The 20,742-nt window shown below is 69.1% G+C and carries 18 protein-coding genes; 16 read left to right on the top strand and 2 right to left on the bottom strand.

Annotation, left to right across the window (positions count from 1 at the left end; translation table 11 throughout):
* The first annotated feature begins 1 nt into the window (after position 1).
* Positions 2-481, top strand: a complete 480-nt coding sequence (locus AB0N61_RS00905) for an Lrp/AsnC family transcriptional regulator (RefSeq protein ID WP_363361088.1) — start codon at positions 2-4, stop codon at positions 479-481.
* Positions 482-485: 4 nt separating this feature from the next.
* Here the strand turns inward: AB0N61_RS00905 and AB0N61_RS00900 are convergent, their stop codons facing one another.
* Positions 486-2,045: a phospholipid carrier-dependent glycosyltransferase gene (locus AB0N61_RS00900; RefSeq protein ID WP_363361086.1), complete on the bottom strand. Its 1,560-nt coding sequence runs from the start codon at positions 2,043-2,045 to the stop codon at positions 486-488.
* Between the two features lie 48 nt (positions 2,046-2,093).
* Between AB0N61_RS00900 and rsmI the strand changes: the two genes are divergently transcribed.
* From rsmI to AB0N61_RS00845, 11 genes are all read left to right on the top strand, one after another.
* Positions 2,094-2,912 (top strand): 16S rRNA (cytidine(1402)-2'-O)-methyltransferase, encoded by an 819-nt coding sequence (gene rsmI / locus AB0N61_RS00895; protein ID WP_363361084.1) that lies wholly within the window; start codon positions 2,094-2,096, stop codon positions 2,910-2,912.
* On the top strand, positions 2,909-3,568 hold the full coding sequence (locus AB0N61_RS00890; protein ID WP_363361082.1) for a class I SAM-dependent methyltransferase: 660 nt from the start codon (positions 2,909-2,911) through the stop codon (positions 3,566-3,568). Before rsmI ends, AB0N61_RS00890 begins: the two co-directional genes overlap by 4 nt.
* Positions 3,565-4,674 carry a LacI family DNA-binding transcriptional regulator gene (locus AB0N61_RS00885; RefSeq protein WP_363361080.1) on the top strand — a complete coding sequence of 370 codons (1,110 nt, stop codon included), beginning with the start codon at positions 3,565-3,567 and terminating at the stop codon, positions 4,672-4,674. The genes AB0N61_RS00890 and AB0N61_RS00885 overlap by 4 nt, the downstream gene beginning before the upstream one ends.
* A gap of 142 nt (positions 4,675-4,816) precedes the next feature.
* Entirely contained in the window at positions 4,817-6,481 is a 1,665-nt protein-coding gene (locus AB0N61_RS00880; protein ID WP_363361079.1) for an ABC transporter substrate-binding protein, read from the top strand.
* Positions 6,478-7,458, top strand: coding sequence for an ABC transporter permease (locus AB0N61_RS00875; RefSeq protein ID WP_363361077.1), 981 nt, complete (start codon positions 6,478-6,480; stop codon positions 7,456-7,458). Before AB0N61_RS00880 ends, AB0N61_RS00875 begins: the two co-directional genes overlap by 4 nt.
* Positions 7,455-8,369 carry an ABC transporter permease gene (locus AB0N61_RS00870; protein ID WP_167947832.1) on the top strand — a complete coding sequence of 305 codons (915 nt, stop codon included), beginning with the start codon at positions 7,455-7,457 and terminating at the stop codon, positions 8,367-8,369. The genes AB0N61_RS00875 and AB0N61_RS00870 overlap by 4 nt, the downstream gene beginning before the upstream one ends.
* A complete protein-coding gene (locus AB0N61_RS00865) occupies positions 8,366-10,078 on the top strand; it encodes an ABC transporter ATP-binding protein (RefSeq protein WP_363361076.1) in 1,713 nt (570 codons plus the stop codon). The genes AB0N61_RS00870 and AB0N61_RS00865 overlap by 4 nt, the downstream gene beginning before the upstream one ends.
* 12 nt (positions 10,079-10,090) lie before the next feature.
* The gene (locus AB0N61_RS00860; protein WP_363361075.1) at positions 10,091-11,260 is read left to right on the top strand and encodes a family 1 glycosylhydrolase; all 1,170 of its coding nucleotides are present in this window, start codon (positions 10,091-10,093) and stop codon (positions 11,258-11,260) included.
* A 43-nt stretch (positions 11,261-11,303) separates the two neighbouring features.
* Positions 11,304-12,845 (top strand): molybdopterin-dependent oxidoreductase, encoded by a 1,542-nt coding sequence (locus tag AB0N61_RS00855; RefSeq protein ID WP_363361073.1) that lies wholly within the window; start codon positions 11,304-11,306, stop codon positions 12,843-12,845.
* 38 nt (positions 12,846-12,883) lie between these two features.
* Positions 12,884-14,461 (top strand): methionine--tRNA ligase, encoded by a 1,578-nt coding sequence (metG, locus tag AB0N61_RS00850; RefSeq protein WP_363361072.1) that lies wholly within the window; start codon positions 12,884-12,886, stop codon positions 14,459-14,461.
* A gap of 2 nt (positions 14,462-14,463) precedes the next feature.
* A complete protein-coding gene (locus tag AB0N61_RS00845) occupies positions 14,464-15,342 on the top strand; it encodes a TatD family hydrolase (protein ID WP_363361071.1) in 879 nt (292 codons plus the stop codon).
* Here the strand turns inward: AB0N61_RS00845 and AB0N61_RS00840 are convergent.
* Entirely contained in the window at positions 15,321-16,574 is a 1,254-nt protein-coding gene (locus AB0N61_RS00840; RefSeq protein ID WP_363361070.1) for an MFS transporter, read from the bottom strand. The genes AB0N61_RS00845 and AB0N61_RS00840 overlap by 22 nt on opposite strands.
* 52 nt (positions 16,575-16,626) lie before the next feature.
* Here AB0N61_RS00840 and rsmA point away from each other — a divergent pair, with 52 nt between their 5' ends.
* The 4 genes from rsmA to AB0N61_RS00820 all read left to right on the top strand — a co-directional run bounded on the left by rsmA (position 16,627) and on the right by AB0N61_RS00820 (position 20,634).
* Entirely contained in the window at positions 16,627-17,496 is an 870-nt protein-coding gene (rsmA, locus tag AB0N61_RS00835; protein WP_363361069.1) for a 16S rRNA (adenine(1518)-N(6)/adenine(1519)-N(6))-dimethyltransferase RsmA, read from the top strand.
* Positions 17,497-17,505: 9 nt separating this feature from the next.
* Entirely contained in the window at positions 17,506-18,573 is a 1,068-nt protein-coding gene (gene mgrA, locus AB0N61_RS00830; protein ID WP_363361067.1) for an L-glyceraldehyde 3-phosphate reductase, read from the top strand.
* Positions 18,574-18,586: 13 nt separating this feature from the next.
* Positions 18,587-19,519, top strand: coding sequence for a 4-(cytidine 5'-diphospho)-2-C-methyl-D-erythritol kinase (locus tag AB0N61_RS00825; RefSeq protein WP_363361065.1), 933 nt, complete (start codon positions 18,587-18,589; stop codon positions 19,517-19,519).
* Between the two features lie 101 nt (positions 19,520-19,620).
* Entirely contained in the window at positions 19,621-20,634 is a 1,014-nt protein-coding gene (locus tag AB0N61_RS00820; RefSeq protein ID WP_167947822.1) for a LacI family DNA-binding transcriptional regulator, read from the top strand.
* Positions 20,635-20,742 lie beyond the last annotated feature (108 nt).

Below are 20,742 nucleotides of genomic sequence, written 5' to 3'. Positions count from 1 at the left end.
CATGCGCATCGATCGTCTCGACGCCGAGCTGATCCGCATGCTCACCGAGTCTCCCCAGCTGCCGATCCTCGAGTGCGCGCGACGTCTCGGCGTCGCTCGGGGAACCGCCACGAGCCGGCTTGCCCGACTGCACGAGGGCGGAGTGATCGAGGCGATCGTGCCCCGTGTCGACCCCGCCGGCTTCGGCTACGGGGTCGTCGCGTTCTGCCTCGTCGAGATCGATCAGAAGGTCGGGCACGACGACGTCGCCACGGCCCTCGCCGACGCGGTGCCCGAGATCGTCGACATGCACACGGTCACCGGAGCGAGCGACATGCAGCTGCGGCTCGTCGCCCGTGATGCGACCCAGCTGCAGGAAGTGCTCGACCGTGTCGCTCTGGTGCCGGGGGTCGCTCGCACGGCGTCGTCGATCGCGATGCGGACGCACCTGTCCGGTCGCGTGCTGCCTCTGGTCGAGCATGTCGCGGGGGAGGGCGACTGACGGGTCAGATCCAGCCGGGCAGCCAGTTGTGCAGGAGCCAGAAGTCGTACGGCACGCTCATGCCCGTCCAGACCGGGTAGAAGAACGCGGAGACCAGCACCACGACGACGAGGAAGACCATCACCGTGCGCTCGCCGGACTGGCGGCGGTGCAGCGTGTCCTCGCGGCGCCCCGCGATCTGACGGAGGACGACCGCGAGCGCGAGCACGAGGAACGGTGCCATCGCCACCGTGTAGAACTGGAAGATCGTCCGCTCGGGGAACAGCAGCCAGGGCACGTACGTCGCCGCGAGACCGACCAGCGGGAAGCTGAGAACAGGGCCGACGGGGCGCCGCTCGGCCCACCCGCGCACGAGACGGTAGAGCAGGTAGAGAGCCGCCGCGACCCCGGAATACCAGATCAGCGGGTTGGGGATCGTCGAGATCACCGCGATGCAGTGATCGACGCCGCACGGACCCGGATCGCCGGCCACCCAGACCGCCGTGGGGCGCAGCAGCAGCGGCCACTCCCACGCGGGGCTCGCGTACGGGTGGCCTGTGCTGAGGCCGACGTGGAAGTTGAGGATGGCCTCGTGATAGTTCCACAGAGCGATCAGCGGATTCGGGTCGCTCTGACGGGCGTAGCCTCCGTCGGTGACGAGCCACCCCGTCCAGCTCACGAGGTAGGTGGCGAGCGCCGGCAGCACGAGCAGCACGAACGACACAGGCCCCTGGCGGAAGGCGGCCGCCGTCGGCCAGAGCACGACCCCGGCGCGGCGTCGGGCCAGAGCATCCGTCACCACGACGTACAGCCCGAAGGCCGCGAGCGCATAGAGCCCCGACCACTTGACGGCGCAGGCCGCCCCGAGCGCGATGCCGGCCGCAATCAGCCAGGGGCGCCGCCAGAGCACGGGTCCCCACATCGGCGCGGGGGAGTCGGTCTCGAAGTCTGCGCGTTCGAGCACGGGGATCGACCGGTCGCGGTCGATCAGGATGAACAGCGCGCCGAGCAGGAGGAAGAACGTCAGCGGACCGTCGAGCAGCGCGGTGCGACTCATCACGATGCTGAGCCCGTCGATGGCCAGCAGGGTTCCGGCGACGGTCGCCACCACGATCGACCCGGTCAGTCGGCGGGCGACCAGATAGACGAGCAGCACCGTGGCGGCGCCCAGCATCGCCGTCGCGATGCGCCAGCCGACTGTGTTGTCCGGACCCCCGACGGCCATCCCCAACGCGATGAGCCACTTGCCCAGGGGTGGATGCACGACGAACGCCCCGGCGTCCGACAGCGGCAACTGCTGCAGCGTGATGAACGCCTCGTTCGCATCCTTGCCCCAGGTGCCCTCGTATCCCAGGGTCCACAGCGACCAGGCGTCCTTGACGTAGTAGGTCTCGTCGAAGGCGAGCTGGTGCGGATGACCGAGGTTGACCAGGCGCAGCACCGCGGCGAGAGCGGTGACAACGAGCGGCGCGAACCAGCGCACCATGCGTCCCCAGTCGGGATCCTGCAGCACGCGGTCGCGCAGGCGCTCGTAGCGCGTCAGGCGCTGCTCGGGAGGAGGCAGCAGAGGCAGGGGCGCGGTCACCGCACCAGCCTAGACACTCCGCCGATGGGCGCCGCCTAAGCTGGGCAGGTGATCATCCTCGCCGCAACACCGATCGGAAACCTCGGGGATGTCTCGCGTCGCCTCATCGAGGTGCTGGAGAACGCCGAGGTCGTCGTCGCGGAGGACACCCGCACCACGCAGCGCCTCATGCAGGCTCTGCAGATCGCGAACCGTCCGCGTCTGATCGCCCTGCACGATCACAACGAGAAGCAGAAGGCGGCAGAGCTCGCGGCCCTCGCGATCGAGACCGACGTCGTCGTGGTGAGCGATGCGGGGATGCCGGCCATCAGCGACCCCGGCTATGGGCTGGTCGCCGAAGCCGTGGCTCAGGGAGTCACGGTCACGGCCATCCCGGGCCCGAGCGCCGTGCTGATGGCGCTGTCGATCTCGGGGCTGCCGACCGATCGCTTCACGTTCGAGGGGTTCCTCCCGCGCAAGCCCGGCGACCGGCGCTCGACGTTGCGCGCGCTCGCCGCCGAGCCTCGGACCATGGTCTTCTTCGAATCGCCCGCCCGGCTGGCGTCGTCTCTGGCCGACATGGGGGTGGCGTTCGGCGACGACCGCCGCATCGCCGTCTGCCGGGAGCTGACCAAGTTCTACGAGGAGGTGCGCCGCGGCACCTCTGCCGAGCTGGTCGAGTGGGCGACGGCCGGCGTCAAGGGCGAGATCGTCGTGGTGGTCGAAGGTGCGCCTCGCCGCGAGGCATCCGCAGACGACGCTCTGGCGCAGGTGCAGCGACTCGTGACGTCCGGTGTGCGTCTGAAAGAGGCATGCGCCGAGGTCGCCGCGGCGACCGGACTGTCGTCGCGTGCTCTCTATCAGGCCGCGCTCGCCGCTCGCACATGACGACGGCGGATGCCGGTGTCGCCGCCGCCTACGACGCGCGGGCGGCGGAGTACGTCGCCGTCGCCGGCACGATCGAGCAGATGGATGCCAGGGATGCCGCGGTCATCGAGTCCTGGCGCGATGGCACCGACGGCCCGCTGCTGGACGCAGGGTGCGGGCCCGGGCACTGGACCGGATTCCTGAGTCGCGGCGGACGCTCGGTGCGGGGGATCGACCTGTCGGGGGAGTTCGTCGCGACCGCGCGCGAACGGCATCCGGGCATCCCGTTCGACCTCGGCTCGTTCCGCGACCTTCCGCTCGAGGCGGGGTCGCTCGGCGGCATCCTCGCCTGGTATTCGCTGATCCACACCCCGCCCGCCGACGTGCGGGCGATCTTCGTCGAGTTCGCCCGCGTGCTCGCCCCGGGAGGCAGCATCCTGATCGGGTTCTTCGACGGCGAGCCGCGAAAGCCGTTCGCGCACGCGGTCGCGCCGGCATACTTCTGGTCGACTGATGCCCTCGCCGCTGTCCTCGCCGACGCCGGCTTCGAGGTGGTGTCGACCGAGGCCCGCGGCCGCGAGGCCGACGAGATCAGCGTCCGCCCACACGGCTCGCTCGTCGCCCGGGCGGCGCCGAGTACCCTGGTGCACACGCGACCGGAGGAGGATCGAGGGTGAGCAAGAAGGCGACCGTCTACGACGTCGCAGACCGCGCCGGAGTGTCGATCGCCACCGTCTCGCGCGTGCTGCGGCAGCCGGATGCCGTGCGCCCGGCCACGCGCGAACGGGTGCTCGACTCGGTCACCGCGCTCGGCTACGTGCCCAGCGGCAGCGCGCGCGGCCTCGCGGAGCGCCGCACCGGCGTGCTGGGGCTCTACTTCCCGGGCTTCGACGCGTCGGAAGATGCACCGGTGCTCGACGTCCTCGCCGACGGCCAGGCCGAGGCGCCGCCGTTCACCGTCGAGAAGACTGCGCCCTCCGACGCGGGCGCGCCGCATCCGACGATGCTGTTCCTCGACGAGGTGCTGCGCGGGGCAGAGCTCGAGGCGTGGAAGCAGGGGTTCGTGCTCATGATCGGCGTCGGTCGCGACGACCCGACGCGCGAGACCGTGCGCGACATCGCGGGACGCGTCGACGGGCTGATGGTGCTCGCGCAGAGCGTGCCCGACGACGTGCTCGCGCGGCTCGCCCAGCGGATCCCGGTCGTCGTGCTCTCGGGCCCGGCGCGGGGCGACAGCTACGACCATGTGACGGTGAGCAACGCCGAGGCGATGACGGAACTCACCCGCCTGGTGCTCGCTGAGGCGGATGCCGGGGAGATCGCCTTCATCGGCGGCCCGGAGGACTCTCCCGACGGCGCGCAGCGCTGGGACGGCTTCGCCGCCGCCGTCACCGAGGCCGGGGTCGCGATCGACGACGTGATCGTGCTCCGCGGCGACTTCACCCGGGCGTCCGGTCATGCCGCCGCCGAGCAGCTCATCGACCGTGGCGTGCCGTCGGTGCTGGTCGCGGCCAACGATCAGATGGCTCTCGGGGCGATCGAGGCGTTCAGCTCGGCGGGCGTCCGCGTGCCCGACGACGTGCGGGTCACGGGCTTCGACGGCCTCGAGGCGGCGGCGCTCTCGCGTCCTACGCTCACGACGGTGCGCCAGCCGATGATCGACCTCGGCCGGGCCGCCGTGCAGCTGCTCGCACGGCGTCTCGAGCAGCCGGACGCCGATCCGATGACCGTGCGCCTGCCCCTGCAGATCCTCGTGCGCGAGAGCTCGCAGCGCCCCGCGTAGGCCCCCGTCTGGCACCGCTCCCAGGGCGCGACGCCTTGCTTCGCCCCAATGTATGCGCTTACAATCGCTCTTGCGGCTTCGGCCGTGGGGCGCCCCGACCCGTGGGACCCCCTTCATGACACAGACGACATGAGGTGGCAGTGTGGCGAAGACGCACATGCTCCGACGCTGGCGGAGAGCCGCGATCGTGGGACTGGCGGCAGCAGCCGTCGTGCTCAGCGGTTGCAGCATCCAGATCAGTTCGCAGCCCGATCCGTCGATCGGCGACGACACGATGCTCATCAACGCGGACAAGGGGAATCCCTTCTTCACGCGGAACTTCAATCCGTATCTCACCAACACGCGCACGGCGTCGCGGTGGATCTACGAGCCGCTGATCCTGGTGAACCCGCTCGACGGCACCGAGAACCCGTGGCTGGCGAGCGAGTGGTCGCAGCCCGACGCCCGCACGATCGTGATGACCATCCGCGACGACGTCGAATGGAGTGACGGCGAGAAGCTGACGCCCGACGATGTGGCGTTCACGTTCCAGCTGCTCAAAGACAACCCCTCGCTCGACATCAAGGGCGCCTGGCAGCACCTCGAGACCGTCGAGGTCGACGGCGACGACGTCATCATGCATCTGCAGACCGATGACGCCCCCTCGCTGCCCATCCTCGGACAGACCATGATCGTGCCGGAGCACCTCTGGGCCGACGTGAAGGATCCGGGCACGTACCGCAACGAGAACCCGGTCGGCACAGGCCCCTTCGTGCTCGGCAACTACAACGACCAGCAGTACTCGGTCGACAGGAACCCCGACTACTGGCAGGCCGACAAGATCGAGATCGAGCACATCATCCTGCCGTCGACGAACTCGCAGCTCGACACCGTGACTCGCGGATACGACTGGGCCTACTCGTTCATCTCCGATGTCGAGGGCACCTGGGGTGCCGCCAGCGAGGACAACGCCTGGTGGTTCCCGCCGGGAGGCGTGATCGCGCTGATGCCGAACCTCGAGGTCGCACCCTTCGACGACGTGAACGTGCGCCGCGGCATCGCGCTCGCGCTCGACCGTGACGAGATCGCCGAGACCGCCTCCGAGGGCTATATGGAGCCGGCCGGGCAGACCGGCCTCATCCTCCCCAACCAGGAGGAGTACCTCGACCCGAGCATCCCCGATCAGGGCATGCTCACCCAGGACAGGGATGCCGCGCTCGCGGCTTTCGCCGAGGCGGGGTACACGCTCGACGGCGACCGGCTCGTCGGCGCAGACGGCGAGCAGCTGGAGTTCGCGCTGACCACCGCCAACGGCTATTCGGACTGGACCCGCGCGGCGCAGACCGTGCAGAGCCAGCTGGCCGACGTCGGCGTCAAGGTGTCTCTCAAGCTCCCGCAGCCGGCCGGCTACCAGAGCGCCATCAGCAACGGTGACTTCGAGATGGCGATCGGGGGCATGGGCAACGGCGACATCTACCAGGCCTACAACAACCTGCTCTCGAGTGAGTTCTACGTGCCGTCCGGCGAGGCCACCGCGAACAACTTCGAGCGGTACCGCTCGGACGAGGCCGATGCGCTGCTCGCCGAGTATCGGGAGACCGTCGACCCCGCCCGCCAGACCGAGATCGTGCAGGAGCTGCAGGGCATCGTCTACGACGAGATGCCGGTCATCGGTCTCTACTACGGCGGCATCTGGGGCCTGTTCAACGACTCCAAGTTCACCGGCTGGCCCTCAGAGGATGACCCCTACATGATTCCGCAGAACTACGATTCGGCGCCGCTGGGCATCTTCACCCGGCTCGAGCGAGTGAAGGGGGACGACCGATGACGTACGTCTTCCAGAAGATCGGACTGTTCGTCCTCACGCTGTGGGCGGCCATCACGCTGAACTTCTTCCTGCCGCGGCTGATGCCCGGCTCGCCCGCCGACGCCGCGATCGCCAAGCTCTCGCAGAACGGCCCGGTGTCCGATGCCACGCGGGCCGCGATCGAGGCGCAGCTCGGAGTGCCGACCGGTTCCATCTGGGATCAGTACATCGCCTACCTCGGTCAGGTCGCGCGACTCGACTTCGGCGTCTCGTACACCTTCTACCCGCAGACCGTGTCGAGCATGGTCTCGACCGCGCTGCCCTACACGATCGGCCTCGTCGGCATCGTCACGATCCTCGCCTTCGTGATCGGCACGCTGATCGGCACCGCCGCCGCGTGGCGTCGCGGCACGTGGCTCGACTCGCTCCCGACGCTGACGGGGTCGTTCCTCAGCACCTTCCCGTACTTCTGGACGGCGCTGCTGCTGCTGTTCTTCTTCGGGTACGTGCTGCACTGGTTCCCCACGACCGGCGCCTACTCGGCGACGACCACGCCGGGCTTCACATGGGAGTTCATCGTCGATCTCGTGCAGCACGCGGTGCTGCCGGCCGTGACGATCCTGCTGACCTCTCTCGGCGGCTGGATCATCGGCATGCGCAACGCGATGATCAACACGCTCGGTGACGACTACGTGACCTTCGCCGAGGCGAACGGACTGCACGGGCGAACGATCGCGCTCCGGTATGCCGCACGCAACGCGATCCTGCCGAACCTCACCGGCTTCGGGCTCACGCTCGGCGGTGTGGTCGGCGGATCGATCCTCGTGGAGCAGGTGTTCGGCTATCCCGGCATCGGCTACCTGCTCTTCAACGCCGTGATCGGGCAGGACTACCCGCTCATGCAGGCGCTCTTCCTGATGATCACCGTCAGCGTGCTCGTCGCCAACTTCCTCGTCGACATCCTGTACGGCGTGCTGGATCCAAGGACCCGCCGATGACCTCCACCATGAATGTCAAGGTTCCCTCCGACCGGATCGCGGCTCCCAGCCCGTGGCGCTCGTTCGCCCGGATGGTGGGCACGCTCTGGTCCAACGGCAAGGCCCGACTGGGCCTCATCATCCTCGGGCTGTTCGTGCTCGTGGCGGTGTTCGCGCCGCTGCTCGCGCCGTACGGCCCCAAGGAGAACACCTTCGAGCGCAACGCCGACGCGTCGGCTGCGCACTGGCTCGGCACCACCGCCGCCGGTGAAGACGTGCTGAGTCAGCTGATCTACGGCTCGCAGATCAGCCTGCTGGTCGGCATGGCCGCCGGCATCCTCTCCACGATCGTCGCCGTGCTGATCGGTCTGAGCTGGGGCTACATGCGCGGGTTCCTCGGAGAGGTGGTCGGCTTCGTCGTCAACCTCTTCCTGGTGATCCCCGGGCTGCCGCTGATGATCGTGATCGCCGCGTACCTGCAGAACGGCGGCATCCTGATGATCATCGCCGTGATCGTCGTCACCGGCTGGGCGTGGGGTGCGCGCGTGCTGCGCAGCCAGACGCAGTCGCTCCGAGGCAATGACTTCGTCACCTCCGCGCAGTTCTCGGGCGACAGCAGGGCTCGCATCGTGTTCCGCGAGATCCTGCCGAACATGACCTCGATCATCGCGGGCACGCTCTTCGGAGCGGCGACCGCGGCGATCCTCGCCGAGGCGGGCCTCGAGTTCCTGGGCCTCGGCGACTCGAGCATCGTCAGCTGGGGCACCATGCTCTACTGGGCGCAGAACTCCAACTCGCTGCTCACCGGGCAGTGGCTGCTGCTGTTCGCCCCCGGTCTGTGCATCGCCCTGCTTGCTCTGAGCCTGACACTGATCAACTTCGGCGTGGACGGGATCTCCAACCCGCGCCTGCGAGAGGGGAAGGGCCGATGACCGCCATGACCACGGACGACGTGCTGCTCGATGTCCAGGGCCTGTCTGTCGAATACGCCTCACCGGGCAGTTCGCCGGTCACCGCCGTCGATGACGTCTCCTTCACACTGCGTCGAGGTGAGTTCGTCGGACTGGTCGGCGAGTCGGGGTCGGGCAAGTCGACGCTCGGCTTCGCGCTGACGCGGCTGCAGAAGCCCCCGGCGCGCATCAGCGGCGGGCGCATCCTGTTCGACGGTCGAGACATCCGAGAGCTCGACGCCGACGAGCTGCGACGTCAGCGCCAGGGCGGGTTCGCCATGGTGCTGCAGTCCGGCATGAACGCGCTGAACCCCGTGCGCACGATCGGCAACCACTTCCGTGACATCTTCGCCGCGCACGGCCATGTGGCGCGCGACGATCGGGATGCGCGGGCGCGCGAGCTGATCGGCAAGGTCGGTCTGGACCCCGCGGTGCTGGCCCGGTATCCGAGCGAGCTCTCGGGTGGCATGCGACAGCGCACCTCGATCGCGCTGGCCCTGTCGCTCGAGCCGCAGCTGATGGTGTTCGATGAGCCGACCACGGCGCTCGACGTGCTCGTGCAGCACGCCGTGATGGACACCATCAAGGATCTCCAGCGCTCCGAGCACTTCACCGCGATCCTCATCAGCCACGACCTGGGCATCGTCCTCGAGGCGACCGACCGGGTGATGGTCATGCACGAGGGGCAGATCGTCGAAGACGCGCCGAGCGGCGACATCCTGCATCGTCCGCAGGACGACTACACGCGGATGCTGCTCAGCCACTACGCCGACCCTCGAGCCGAGTCGATCTCGATCCCCGGCTTCGTCGATCTCGGCACCCGCAGCCGCGAGGGGCATTCGCGCACCGATCTGACCGAGACTCTGCCCACGGTGTCGAAGCGCGACACCCGCCGGGCGGATGCCGCGATCGTGGTCGAGGGCGTGTCGAAGCGCTACCCGGCTCCGCGCCGCGGCGAGCAGCCCGTGACAGCGGTCGACGATGTGTCCTTCCGGCTCGAGCCCGGAGAGGCTCTGGCGCTCGTCGGCGCCTCCGGCTCGGGCAAGTCGACCCTGGCGAAGCTCATCACCGGGGTCGAGAAGCCCACCGGGGGCACGGTGCGCTTCGGCGATGTCGACGTGGCGAGCCTGCGTCGTCGGGGCCTGCGCGACCTGCGCAAGGACGTGCAGATGGTGTTCCAGGATCCCTATGCCGCGCTGAATCCGCTGCACACCGTCGAGTACGCGCTCAGCAGGCCGATCCGCAACTACACCTCGCTGCGCGGTGACGAGGCGAGAGCCCGGATGCTCGAGCTCCTCGAGACCGTCGGCCTGACCCCGGTCGAGCAGTTCGCGGCCAAGCTGCCGCATCAGCTCTCCGGCGGACAGCGCCAGCGCGTGGTCATCGCCCGGGCGCTCGCGAGCGATCCCCAGGTGCTCATCGCCGACGAGCCGGTGTCGATGCTCGACGTGTCGCTGCGCGCCGGAGTGCTCGCCCTGCTCGAGGACCTGCGCGAGAGGTGGGGCATCAGCATGCTCTACATCACGCACGACCTGCTCAGCGCCCGGCTCGTCACCGAGAACATCCTCGTGCTCAACGGCGGTCGCGTCGTCGAGCGCGGCGAGACCTCGCACGTCCTCCAGCATCCGGAGGATCCGTACACGGTGCAGCTGCTCGACGCGGTGCCCAATCCATCCCGAATCTCGAAATAGAGAGGAGCACTCGTGCTCACATTCCCTGACGGCTTTCTCTGGGGCGCTGCGACCGCAGCCCATCAGGTGGAGGGGAACAACACGACCAGCAACTGGTGGGCTATGGAGCATGCTCCCGGCTCGCCCATGGTCGAGCCCTCGGGCGACGCGGCCGACCACTTCCACCGGTACCCCGAGGACATGCGTCTGCTGGCGGATGCCGGTCTGAACTCCTACCGCTTCTCGATCGAGTGGGCCCGCATCGAGCCCGAGCGCGGCTTCGTCTCGCGGGCGATGCTCGACCACTACCGCCGCATGATCGACACCGCCCGCGAGAACGGGCTCGACCCGACGGTGACCCTGATGCACTTCACGGTGCCGCAGTGGTTCCAGAAGGACGGCTTCTGGCGCGCCGACGACGCGGTCGATCTGTTCTCCCGCTATGTCGAGACCGTGCTCCCGATCCTCGAGGGCGTGACCTACGTCTGCACGATCAACGAGCCCAACATCGCGGCGATGCTCGCCGGGGGAGAGGATGCCTCGAACCTCGTCGCCTTCGGACTGCCGAACCCCGACCTCGCGGTCGCGGACACGCTGCTCGACGCGCACCACCGCGCGTCCGAGATCCTGCACTCCGTCGCGGGCGTGCAGGCCGGGTGGACGATCGCGACGCAGGCCTTCCACTCCACCGGCGAGCCGGGAGCCGACGAGATGCTCGCCGCGTACGGCGACCCCCGAGACCACTGGTACCTCGACCAGTCGGCCGGCGACGACTTCGTCGGCGTGCAGGCCTACACGCGCACCTTCATCGGGCCTGAGGGTCCGCGGCCGGTCGCCGACGACGTCGAGACCACGCTCACCGGCTGGGAGTTCTTCCCTGAGGCGCTCGAGATGGGTGTGCGCAGCGCCTGGGAGCGCAGCGGTGGAGTGCCCGTGCTGGTGACCGAGAACGGCATCGCGACGAGCGACGACACCCGTCGCATCGCCTACACGCAGGGGGCCCTCGAGGGGCTGCATCGCGCGATCTCCGACGGCGTCGAGGTGAAGGCCTATCAGCACTGGAGCGCGCTCGACAACTACGAGTGGGCCAGCGGTTTCCGCCCGACCTTCGGCCTGATCGGCTTCGACCACGAGACGTTCGAGCGCTCTCCGAAGCCCTCGCTCGCCTGGCTCGGCGAGGTCGCGCGCCGCAACGGTCTCTGAGCCGCGTGACCCCGGGGCGCTGCCCCGGGGTTACGCTCGGATCATGAGCCACGCAGTCCGCGCGAAGCGCGGAGACCGCTTGCGATCGGCGGCCGCCGGGCTGAGCGCGGCGGTCGCCGCGGTCGGGCTCGCCGAGCTGGTCGCCGCAGTCGTCGAGCCGAGCGCGAGCCCGTTCGCCGTGATCGGCGGCGGTCTCATCGACCTCGCGCCGAGCTGGGCCAAGGATGCGGCCATCGCGCTGTTCGGCACCGGCGACAAGGTGGCGCTGATCACCGCGATCGCCGTGGTGCTCACAGGCGTCGCCGCGCTCGCCGGCATCCTCGAGTCCCGTCGAGCGGGCGTGGGATCCGCGATCTTCGCCGCTCTGGGCGTGCTGGCGCTGGTGGCCGCGATGATCCGCCCGGGTGCGGGCCCGTTCGCCTGGCTCCCGGGTCTCGTCGCCGGCGTGACCGCGGTCGTCGCTCTGCGGCTGCTCATGCGCCGGGTGCATCCGATTCCCTATCTCCGCGCCGAGCACGAGGAACGTCGACAGTTCCTGCTCTGGACCGTCGGCGTCGCCGCCACCGGCGTCGCGGCGCTCGTCATCGGCAGTGCCGCCCGCGGTGCGACGCGGTCGATCGAGGCGATCCGCTCGGCGTTGCGTCTGCCCGAGGCGGCCACCCCGGCACCGGCGGTGGCGGCAGGTGCGGAGCTCGACATCCCGGGGCTCGCTCCCGTCGTGACGCCGAACGCCCAGTTCTACCGCATCGACACCGCCCTCATCGTGCCGCGCATCGACCCGGCCGACTGGTCTCTGCGCATCCACGGGATGGTCGATCGTGAGGTCGTGATCACGTGGGACGAGCTGCTCGGCCTGCCGATGCAGGAGTCGCACGTCACTCTCGCGTGCGTGTCGAATCAGGTCGGCGGGGACCTGATCGGCAACGCCCTCTGGCTCGGGCATCCGGTGCGGGATCTGCTCGCGAGAGCGGGAGTCGATCCCGACGCCGACATGGTGCTGTCCCGCTCCTCCGACGGATTCACGGCGTCCACTCCGATCGAGGCGCTCACCGACCAGCGCGACGCCCTGCTCGCGGTCGGCATGAACGGCGATGCGCTGCCTCTCGAACACGGCTTCCCGGTTCGCATGGTGGTGCCCGGTCTCTACGGCTACGTATCCGCGACCAAGTGGGTGACCGAACTCGAGGTCACCCGTTTCGACCGCGCCACCGCGTACTGGACCGACCGGGGGTGGTCGGAGCGCGGACCGATCAAGCTCCAGTCGCGTATCGACGTGCCCCGGCGAGGGACCCGGATCGAGGCGGGTGATGCCGTCATCGCCGGCATGGCGTGGCAGCAGCACGTGGGCGTCGAGGGCGTCGAGGTGCGGATCGACGACGGCGAGTGGCGGCGGGCAGAGCTCGCCTCCGCGATCTCCGACGACACCTGGTTGCAGTGGCGTCTCGACTGGGCGGCTGAGAGCGGCGCGCACACGATCGAGTGCCGCGCGATCAGCGCGGACGGCGAGACGCAGACCTCGGATCCGGCCGATGTCGTGCCCGACGGCGCCCAGGGGTGGCACCGCATCGACGTGTCGGTCGCCTGAGCGTAACGACGCCCGGCATCCCACCTAGAATTGACGGCATGCCCGCTGGCGAATCGTTCTACATCACCACGCCCATCTACTACCCCTCCGACGTGCCCCACATCGGTCACGGGTACACCTCGGTGGCGGTCGACGCGCTCGCGCGCTGGCACCGGCAGGGCGGCGATGACACGTGGATGCTCACGGGCACCGACGAGCACGGCCAGAAGATGCTCCGTGCCGCGGCGGCGAACGGCGTCACCCCGCAGGAGTGGGTCGACAAGCTCGTCACCGAGTCCTGGTTCCCGCTGCTCGAGACGCTCGACGTCGCGAACGACGATTTCATCCGCACCACGCAGGAGCGCCACGAGACCAATGTGCAGACGTTCTTCCAGCGTCTGTACGACCGCGGCTACATCTACGCGGGCGAGTACGAGGCGCTGTACTGCGTGGGGTGCGAGGAGTTCAAGCCCGAGTCCGAGATCGTCGACGGCACCGGGCCGTTCGAGGGACTCAAGGTCTGCGCGATCCACTCGAAGCCGCTCGAGCTGCTGCAGGAGAAGAACTACTTCTTCAAGCTCAGCGAGTTCCAGGACCGCCTGCTCGAGCTCTACAAGACCCAGCCCGATTTCGTGCGCCCCGATTCGGCGCGCAACGAGGTCGTCTCGTTCGTGAGCCAGGGTCTCAAGGACCTCTCGATCTCGCGATCGACCTTCGACTGGGGCATCCCGCTGCCGTGGGACGAGTCGCACGTCATCTACGTGTGGGTCGACGCGCTGCTCAACTACGCCACCGCCGTCGGGTACGGCTCCGATCAGGAGACGTTCGACCGCCGGTGGCCCGCCTATCACGTGGTCGGAAAGGACATCCTGCGCTTCCACGCCGTGATCTGGCCGGCGCTGCTGATGGCTGCCGGTCTCGACGTGCCCAAGGGCGTCTTCGCGCACGGCTGGCTGCTCGTCGGCGGCGAGAAGATGTCGAAGTCGAAGCTCACCGGCATCGCGCCGACCGAGATCACCGACGTCTTCGGGTCCGACGCCTACCGCTTCTACTTCCTCTCGGCGATCGCGTTCGGCCAGGACGGCTCGTTCTCGTGGGAGGACCTCTCTGCCCGCTACCAGGCGGAGCTCGCGAACGGCTTCGGCAACCTGGCCTCGCGAACGACGGCGATGATCGAGAAGTACTTCGAGGGCATCGTGCCGCCGCCCGCCGAGTACACCGAGAAGGATCTCGAGATCCAGAGGATCGTCGCGGATGCCGCGTCGAACGCGGATGCCGCGATCGAGCAGTTCCGCATCGACGAGGCCATCTCGTCGATCTGGACGATCGTCGACGCCCTCAACGGCTACATCACCGAGAACGAGCCGTGGGCCCTGGCTCGCGACGAGGCTCAGCGCGAGCGCCTCGGCACCGTGCTCTACACGTGCGCCGAGGGACTGCGCGCGCTCGCGGTGCTGCTCTCGCCCGTGATGCCGCAGTCGACCGAGAAGCTCTGGGTCGCCCTCGGTGCCGCAGAGAGCCTCGGGCGCCTGCAAGACCAGCCGATCCGCGAGGCCGGCGCCTGGGGCGTGCTGCGCCCCGGCACCAGCGTCAACGGTCTCAGCCCGCTGTTCCCGCGCGTGGAGTCCGCCTCCTGAGCATGCCCGACACCTACGTGCAGCGACGCGACGGCGACGGGCGCAAGGACCTTCGATACCCGGCGGCCCCCGAGCCGCTCGCCGTGCCCGTCTACGACAACCACGCGCATCTCGAGATCCTCGACGGCGACGAGCCGCTGTCGCTGACCGAGCAGCTCGATCGCGCGGCGGCCGTGGGCATCGCAGGCGTCGTGCAGGCCTCGGGGGACATCGAGTCGTCGCGCTGGGCCGTCGAGGCAGCGGAGTCGGATCGCCGCGTGCTCGCCGCTGTGGCCATCCATCCCAACGACGCCCCCGCCTACGCCGAGGAGGGCCGTCTCGATGAGGCCGTCGCGGTGATCGACGAGCTCGCCGCCCACCCGCGCACGCGCGCGATCGGCGAGACCGGCCTCGACTTCTTCCGCACCGAGCCCGACCGCCGTGCGCCGCAGTTCGAGTCGTTCGAGGCGCACATCGCGCTGGCGAAGAAGCACGGCATCGCGATGCAGATCCACGACCGCGACGCTCATGATGCCGTGCTCGAGGTGCTGAGCCGGGTCGGCGCCCCGGAGAAGACGGTGTTCCACTGCTTCTCGGGCGACGACGCGATGGCCCGGATCTGCGCGGATGCCGGCTATCACCTGTCGTTCGCCGGCAACGTCACGTTCAAGAACGCGCAGAATCTGCGGGACGCCCTGAGGGTGACGCCGCTCGATCGCATCCTCGTCGAGACCGATGCGCCGTTCCTCACGCCGACGCCGCTGCGCGGCCGTCCCAACGCTCCCTATCTCGTGCCGATCACGGTGCGCTTCATGGCGGCCGAGCTGGGCATCGAGGTCGACGAGCTGTCGGCCCAGCTCGCCGCCAACACCCTGCGGGTCTACGGTTCGTTCACCGACTGATCCACCGGAGCGGCGCTGACGATCTGCGAGATCGGCTTCCACACCAGCAGCAGCGTGAGCGCGGCTCCGACGAAGGCGAACCACCACGGCGCAGTGAGTCCCCAGATCTCGGCGATCACGCCTCCGAGAGCCTGCCCGATGACCATGCCGCCGAACACGCCGACCATGTTGACCGAGGCGACACGGCCCTGCAGCTCAGCGGGCACCAGACGCTGACGCACCGTCGTCGAGATCGTGCCCCAGACGAACGCGTAGGCGCCGAACACGAACATGATCACGAGCGCCACCCACCCCACGGTGGTGAGCGCGAAGGCGAGGTGCATCAGGACCTCGAGCGTCAGCACGACGCGCATGAGCGTCGCGAACGAGACGTGACGCTCGAGCCAGCCGAAGCACAGTGTGGCGAGGATGCCTCCCGCGGCCGAGGCGGTGGTCAGCGCTCCGTACCCGACGGCGCCCATGTTCAGGTGCTCGGTGGCGTAGAGCACGAGCACGCCCCAGGGGGCGGCCCACGTCACGTTGAAGACGAGGATGATCAGCACCAGCATGCGCACCGGCGGGTTCTGCCAGAGCCAGCGCAGCCCCTCGCCGATGTCGTTGTGCACGTGCGACTTCGTGCTCTCCGCCCGCGGCGGGACGGGCGTGCGCGCCATGCGCGAGATGAGCACGACGGCCAGCAGCACGCAGAGCACCTCGAGGAGGAACGGCCAGGCGGTGCCGGCGGCGAAGAGGAACGCGCCCAGCGGGGGTCCCGCGAACTGGTTCGCGACCAGGTAGCCGGCCTGCAGGCGCGCGTTGCCGATGCCGAGATCGGCCGGCTTCACCAGCATCGGCAGCAGCGTGCTGCCCGCGGTGTCGACGAAGACCTCTGCCGTGCCGTAGAGGAAGGCCACCGCGAGCACGATCCAGATGTTCGCGGTGCCGGTGATCAGGAAGACGCAGAGCCCCGCGAGCACCACAGCCCGCGCGGCGTTGGCGAACATCACGAGGCGTCGACGGTCGAACCGGTCGGCGATGGCGCCTGCGTGGAGTCCGAAGAGCAGCCAGGGCAGGAACTGCAGGATCGCACCGGCGGCGACGAGGATCGGCGACGACGTCATCGACGCGATGAGCAGGGGAGCGGCCGCGAGAGCGACGCCGTCTCCGATGTTGCTCGTCCACGATGATGCGAGCAGCCAGCGGAAGTCCCTGCCCATGCGCCGTGGTGCGATCAGTTCACCGAGGGAGGGCATCACTGAAGACTAGTGGCAGGCTCGGACACCGGCGGTGGGGGACAATGGAGCAATGACAGTCACCCTGCTCGGCGCCACCGAGATCCGCCGCCTCGCCGCTGAGCTCGACGTCACCCCGACCAAGAAGCTCGGTCAGAACTTCGTGGTCGATGCCAACACCGTGCGCAAGATCGTGCATGCCGCCCGCGTTCAGCCGGGGGAGCGGGTCGTCGAGGTGGGGCCGGGCCTCGGGTCTCTCACTCTCGCGATCCTCGAGGCCGGCGCCTCCGTCACCGCCGTCGAGATCGATCACCGGCTCGCCGCGCGCCTGCCGCAGACCGCTGCCGAGCACGGCGTCCCCGCCGACATGCTCACCGTCGTCGATGCGGACGCGCTCCGCATCACCGAGCTTCCCGGCGAGCCCACGGTGCTCGTCGCGAACCTGCCGTACAACGTCTCGGTCCCCGTGCTGCTGCACTTCCTCGAGAAGTTCCCGTATCTCCAGCGCGGCGTCGTGATGGTGCAGGCCGAGGTCGCCGAGCGCATCGCCGCGAAGCCCGGCTCGAAGATCTACGGCTCGCCGAGCGTCAAGGCCGCATGGTACGGCGAGTGGAAGCTGTCGGGGACGGTGTCGCGTCAGGTCTTCTGGCCCGTGCCGAACGTCGACAGCCTGCTCGTCGGCTTCGACCGCTCGGTGGGCGAGCGCGGCACGGAGGATGAGCGTCTCCGGACGTTCCAGATCGTGGATGCCGCGTTCAACCAGCGACGCAAGATGCTGCGTCAGGCGCTGTCGGGGCTGTTCGGCAGCTCGGCCGCGGCATCCGAGATTCTGGTGGCGGCGGGAGTGGCGCCCACCGCTCGCGGCGAGGATCTCACGGTCGACGACTACCACCGTGTTGCCCAGCACGTCGCGCAGATCGAAGACGCCGCCGTCACCGGCTAATCTGGCACGGTGACCGAGTCCCCCCGTTTCCGTCCGAACGTCCCTGAGCTCCACCGGCCGTACGCCGCAGATGAGAGCCGCTACCAGCAGTTCGAGTACCGTCAGGTCGGCACCTCGGGGCTGTTCCTGCCACCCATCTCGCTGGGTCTGTGGTGGAACTTCGGCGACAACATCCCGCTCGACAACCAGCGAGCGCTGCTGCGTCACGCGTTCGACCGCGGCATCACGCACTTCGATCTCGCGAACAACTACGGCCCGCCCTACGGCTCGGCCGAGAAGAACTTCGGACGCATCTTCGCCGAGGACTTCCGCCCCTACCGCGACGAGCTGATCATCTCCTCGAAGGCCGGCTGGGACATGTGGCCGGGTCCGTACGGCGACTTCGGCAGCCGCAAGTACATCCTCGCGAGCGCCGAGCAGTCGCTGACGCGCATGGGCCTCGATCACGTCGACATCTTCTATTCGCACCGCGCCGACCCTGTGACGCCCGTCGCCGAGACCATCGGGGCCCTCGACACCCTGGTGCGTCAGGGCAAGGCCCTCTACGTGGGCATCTCGTCGTACAGCGCCGAGCGCACGGCTGAGGCCGTCGCCGTCGCCACCGAGCTGGGCACCCCCCTCGTCATCCACCAGCCCGCGTACTCGATCCTCAATCGGTGGGTCGAAGACGGTCTGACCGACACCCTCGAGCAGTCGGGCGTCGGCGCGATCGCCTTCACGCCGCTCGCGCAGGGCCTCCTCACCGACAAGTACCTCGGCGACGGCACGGCCGCCCGGGCGCAGAAGCGCGGGTCGCTGCCCGACGCGCCGCTGTCGGATGCCGCCGTGCAGACGCTCCGTTCGCTCAACGACATCGCCGAGCAGCGCGGCCAGTCCCTGGCGCAGATGGCGATCCAGTGGACGCTGCGCAACCCGGTGGTCGCCTCGGCGCTGGTCGGCGCATCGCGTCCGGAACAGCTCGACGAGAACATCGCCGCCGTCAACGGTCCGGCGTTCAGCGACGACGAGCTCTCTCGCATCGATGAGGCGGCCGGCACCATCGACGTCGACCTGTGGGCGACGTCCACGGAGCTGTGACGGGAACCGCCAGATGAGCTTCGCCGCCCCCGTCGACTCCGTGCACGTGCGCGCGCCCGGAAAGATCAACGTCTATCTCGGCGTGGGCGGCCGTCACGACGACGGGTATCACGCGCTGGCCACCGTCTTCCAGGCAGTCTCGCTGTATGAGGACGTGATCGCCCGGCATGCCGACGACTTCTCGATCACGGTCTCCGGCGTCGACGATCCCGACTCCGTGCCCCTGGACGATCGCAACCTCGCCATGCGCGCGGCCAAGCTGCTCGCGGCAGCGGCCGAGTACGACGGTGGTGTGGCCCTCGAGATCCGCAAGAGCGTGCCCGTCGCCGGCGGGATGGGCGGCGGGTCGGCGGATGCCGCGGCCGCACTGGTGGCCTGTGATGCGCTGTGGGGCACCGGCTTCTCGACCGCGCGCCTGCATGAGCTCGCCGCGCGCCTCGGCGCCGACGTGCCGTTCGCGCTGCATGGCGGCACCGCCGTCGGCACCGGCCGAGGCGATCAGCTGAATCCGGCGCTGGCGCGGGGACGCTTCGACTGGGTGCTGGTCCCGAGCGACCGGGGACTGTCGACCCCGGGCGTCTACGCGCGGCTCGATGCCCTCCGTGACGCCGAGGGCGCTCTCGCCGATGATCCGCCTCTGTCGCTCGAGGTGCCGGCTCCCGTGCTGCAGGCGCTGCGCTCCGGAGATCCCGAGCTGCTGTCCGAGAGCATCTACAACGACCTGCAGGAGGCCGCTCTGTACGAGCGGCCCGAACTCGAGACCACGATCCTGCGCGGCATCCATGCCGGCGCCCTGCAGGGCATCGTGTCGGGGTCAGGACCCACCGTCGCCCTCCTCTGCGCAGGCCCCGACGGCGCGCAGGAGGTCCAGGCCCTGCTGCGCGAGCACGGGCTCGACTCGCTGCATGTGCACGGCCCCGTGGTCGGCGCGCGCATCCTGGCCTGACCCGCCCCCACCCGCATCCTCGTTCTCGCGAGGTGCGCTCGGCGCGCCTGGCATACATAATAAAGAGACGATGTGACCGTGCACATACAAGGAGGTCTGTGATGTCGACTGCCTCCGAGCGTGCCCGCATGCCGAGCATCCGAGACGTCGCACGACTCGCGGGCGTGTCACACCAGACCGTCTCGCGGGTGCTCAACGATCACCCGAGCATCCGACCCGAGACGAAGGCGAAGGTGCTCGACGCCATCGCCGTGCTCGACTATCGCCCCAACCTCGCGGCGCGGGCGCTGGTGACGAGCAAGTCCAACATGCTGGGCATCCTCGCGGCGACCGTGGGCGAGTTCGGCCCGACATCCTCGATCGTCGGGATCGAGGATGCCGCCCGCGAGGAGGGGTACTCGGTCTCGACGCTCAACCTCTCGGCGACCACGCCCGAGGCGATCGGCAGCGCGCTGCGCCAGCTGGCGCGAGAGCAGGTCGACGGCATCGTCGTGCTGGCGCCGCAGGTGCGGACGTTCCATGTGCTGAAGGGCATGGCGGTCGAGATGCCGTTCGTGTCGCTGCAGACGGCCTCGGGGTCAGACGGGGTGACCCTCTCGGCCGACCAGGTGGCGGGGGCCCGCACCGCGACCGAGCACCTGATCGGGCTCGGCCACAGCGACATCATCCACATCGCCGGGCCGCAGGACTGGATCGAGGCCGAGTCGCGCATGCGCGGGTACCTCGATGCGCTGCGCGAGGCCGATCTGCCCACCTTCCCTCCGATCCGCGGGGATTGGACGGCCGACTTCGGGTACTTCGCGGGGCAGGAGCTCGCCAGACGGCGCGACTTCACCGCGGTGTTCGTCGCGAACGACCAGATGGCGATCGGGCTGCTGCACGGGTTCAGGGATGCCGGCATCCGCGTGCCGGAGGACGTGAGCGTCGTCGGATTCGATGACATCCCCGTGGCGGCGCATGTCGCGCCCACGCTGAGCACCGTGCATCAGGACTTCCCTGAGCTCGGTCGGCGTGCCGTGCGCATCCTGCTGGCGCAGATCCGTGGTGAGCAGGTGCCGCAGTTCGGGCCCCTGCAGACGACGCTGCGCACGAGAGAATCGTCCGCGCCTCGATAAGGCCACATTTTCGCGAGTGGTCTTGACACCGTCTCGGCGAGCGTAGACTATGTAATCCAATGTGAACGGTCACATCGAAGGTGGCCGCCCGTCGCGAGGAAGATCTTG

This window comes from Microbacterium sp. NPDC089320 (assembly GCF_040684875.1).
Classification (GTDB): domain Bacteria; phylum Actinomycetota; class Actinomycetes; order Actinomycetales; family Microbacteriaceae; genus Microbacterium.
This window is presented reverse-complemented; position numbering and strand designations above follow the sequence as displayed.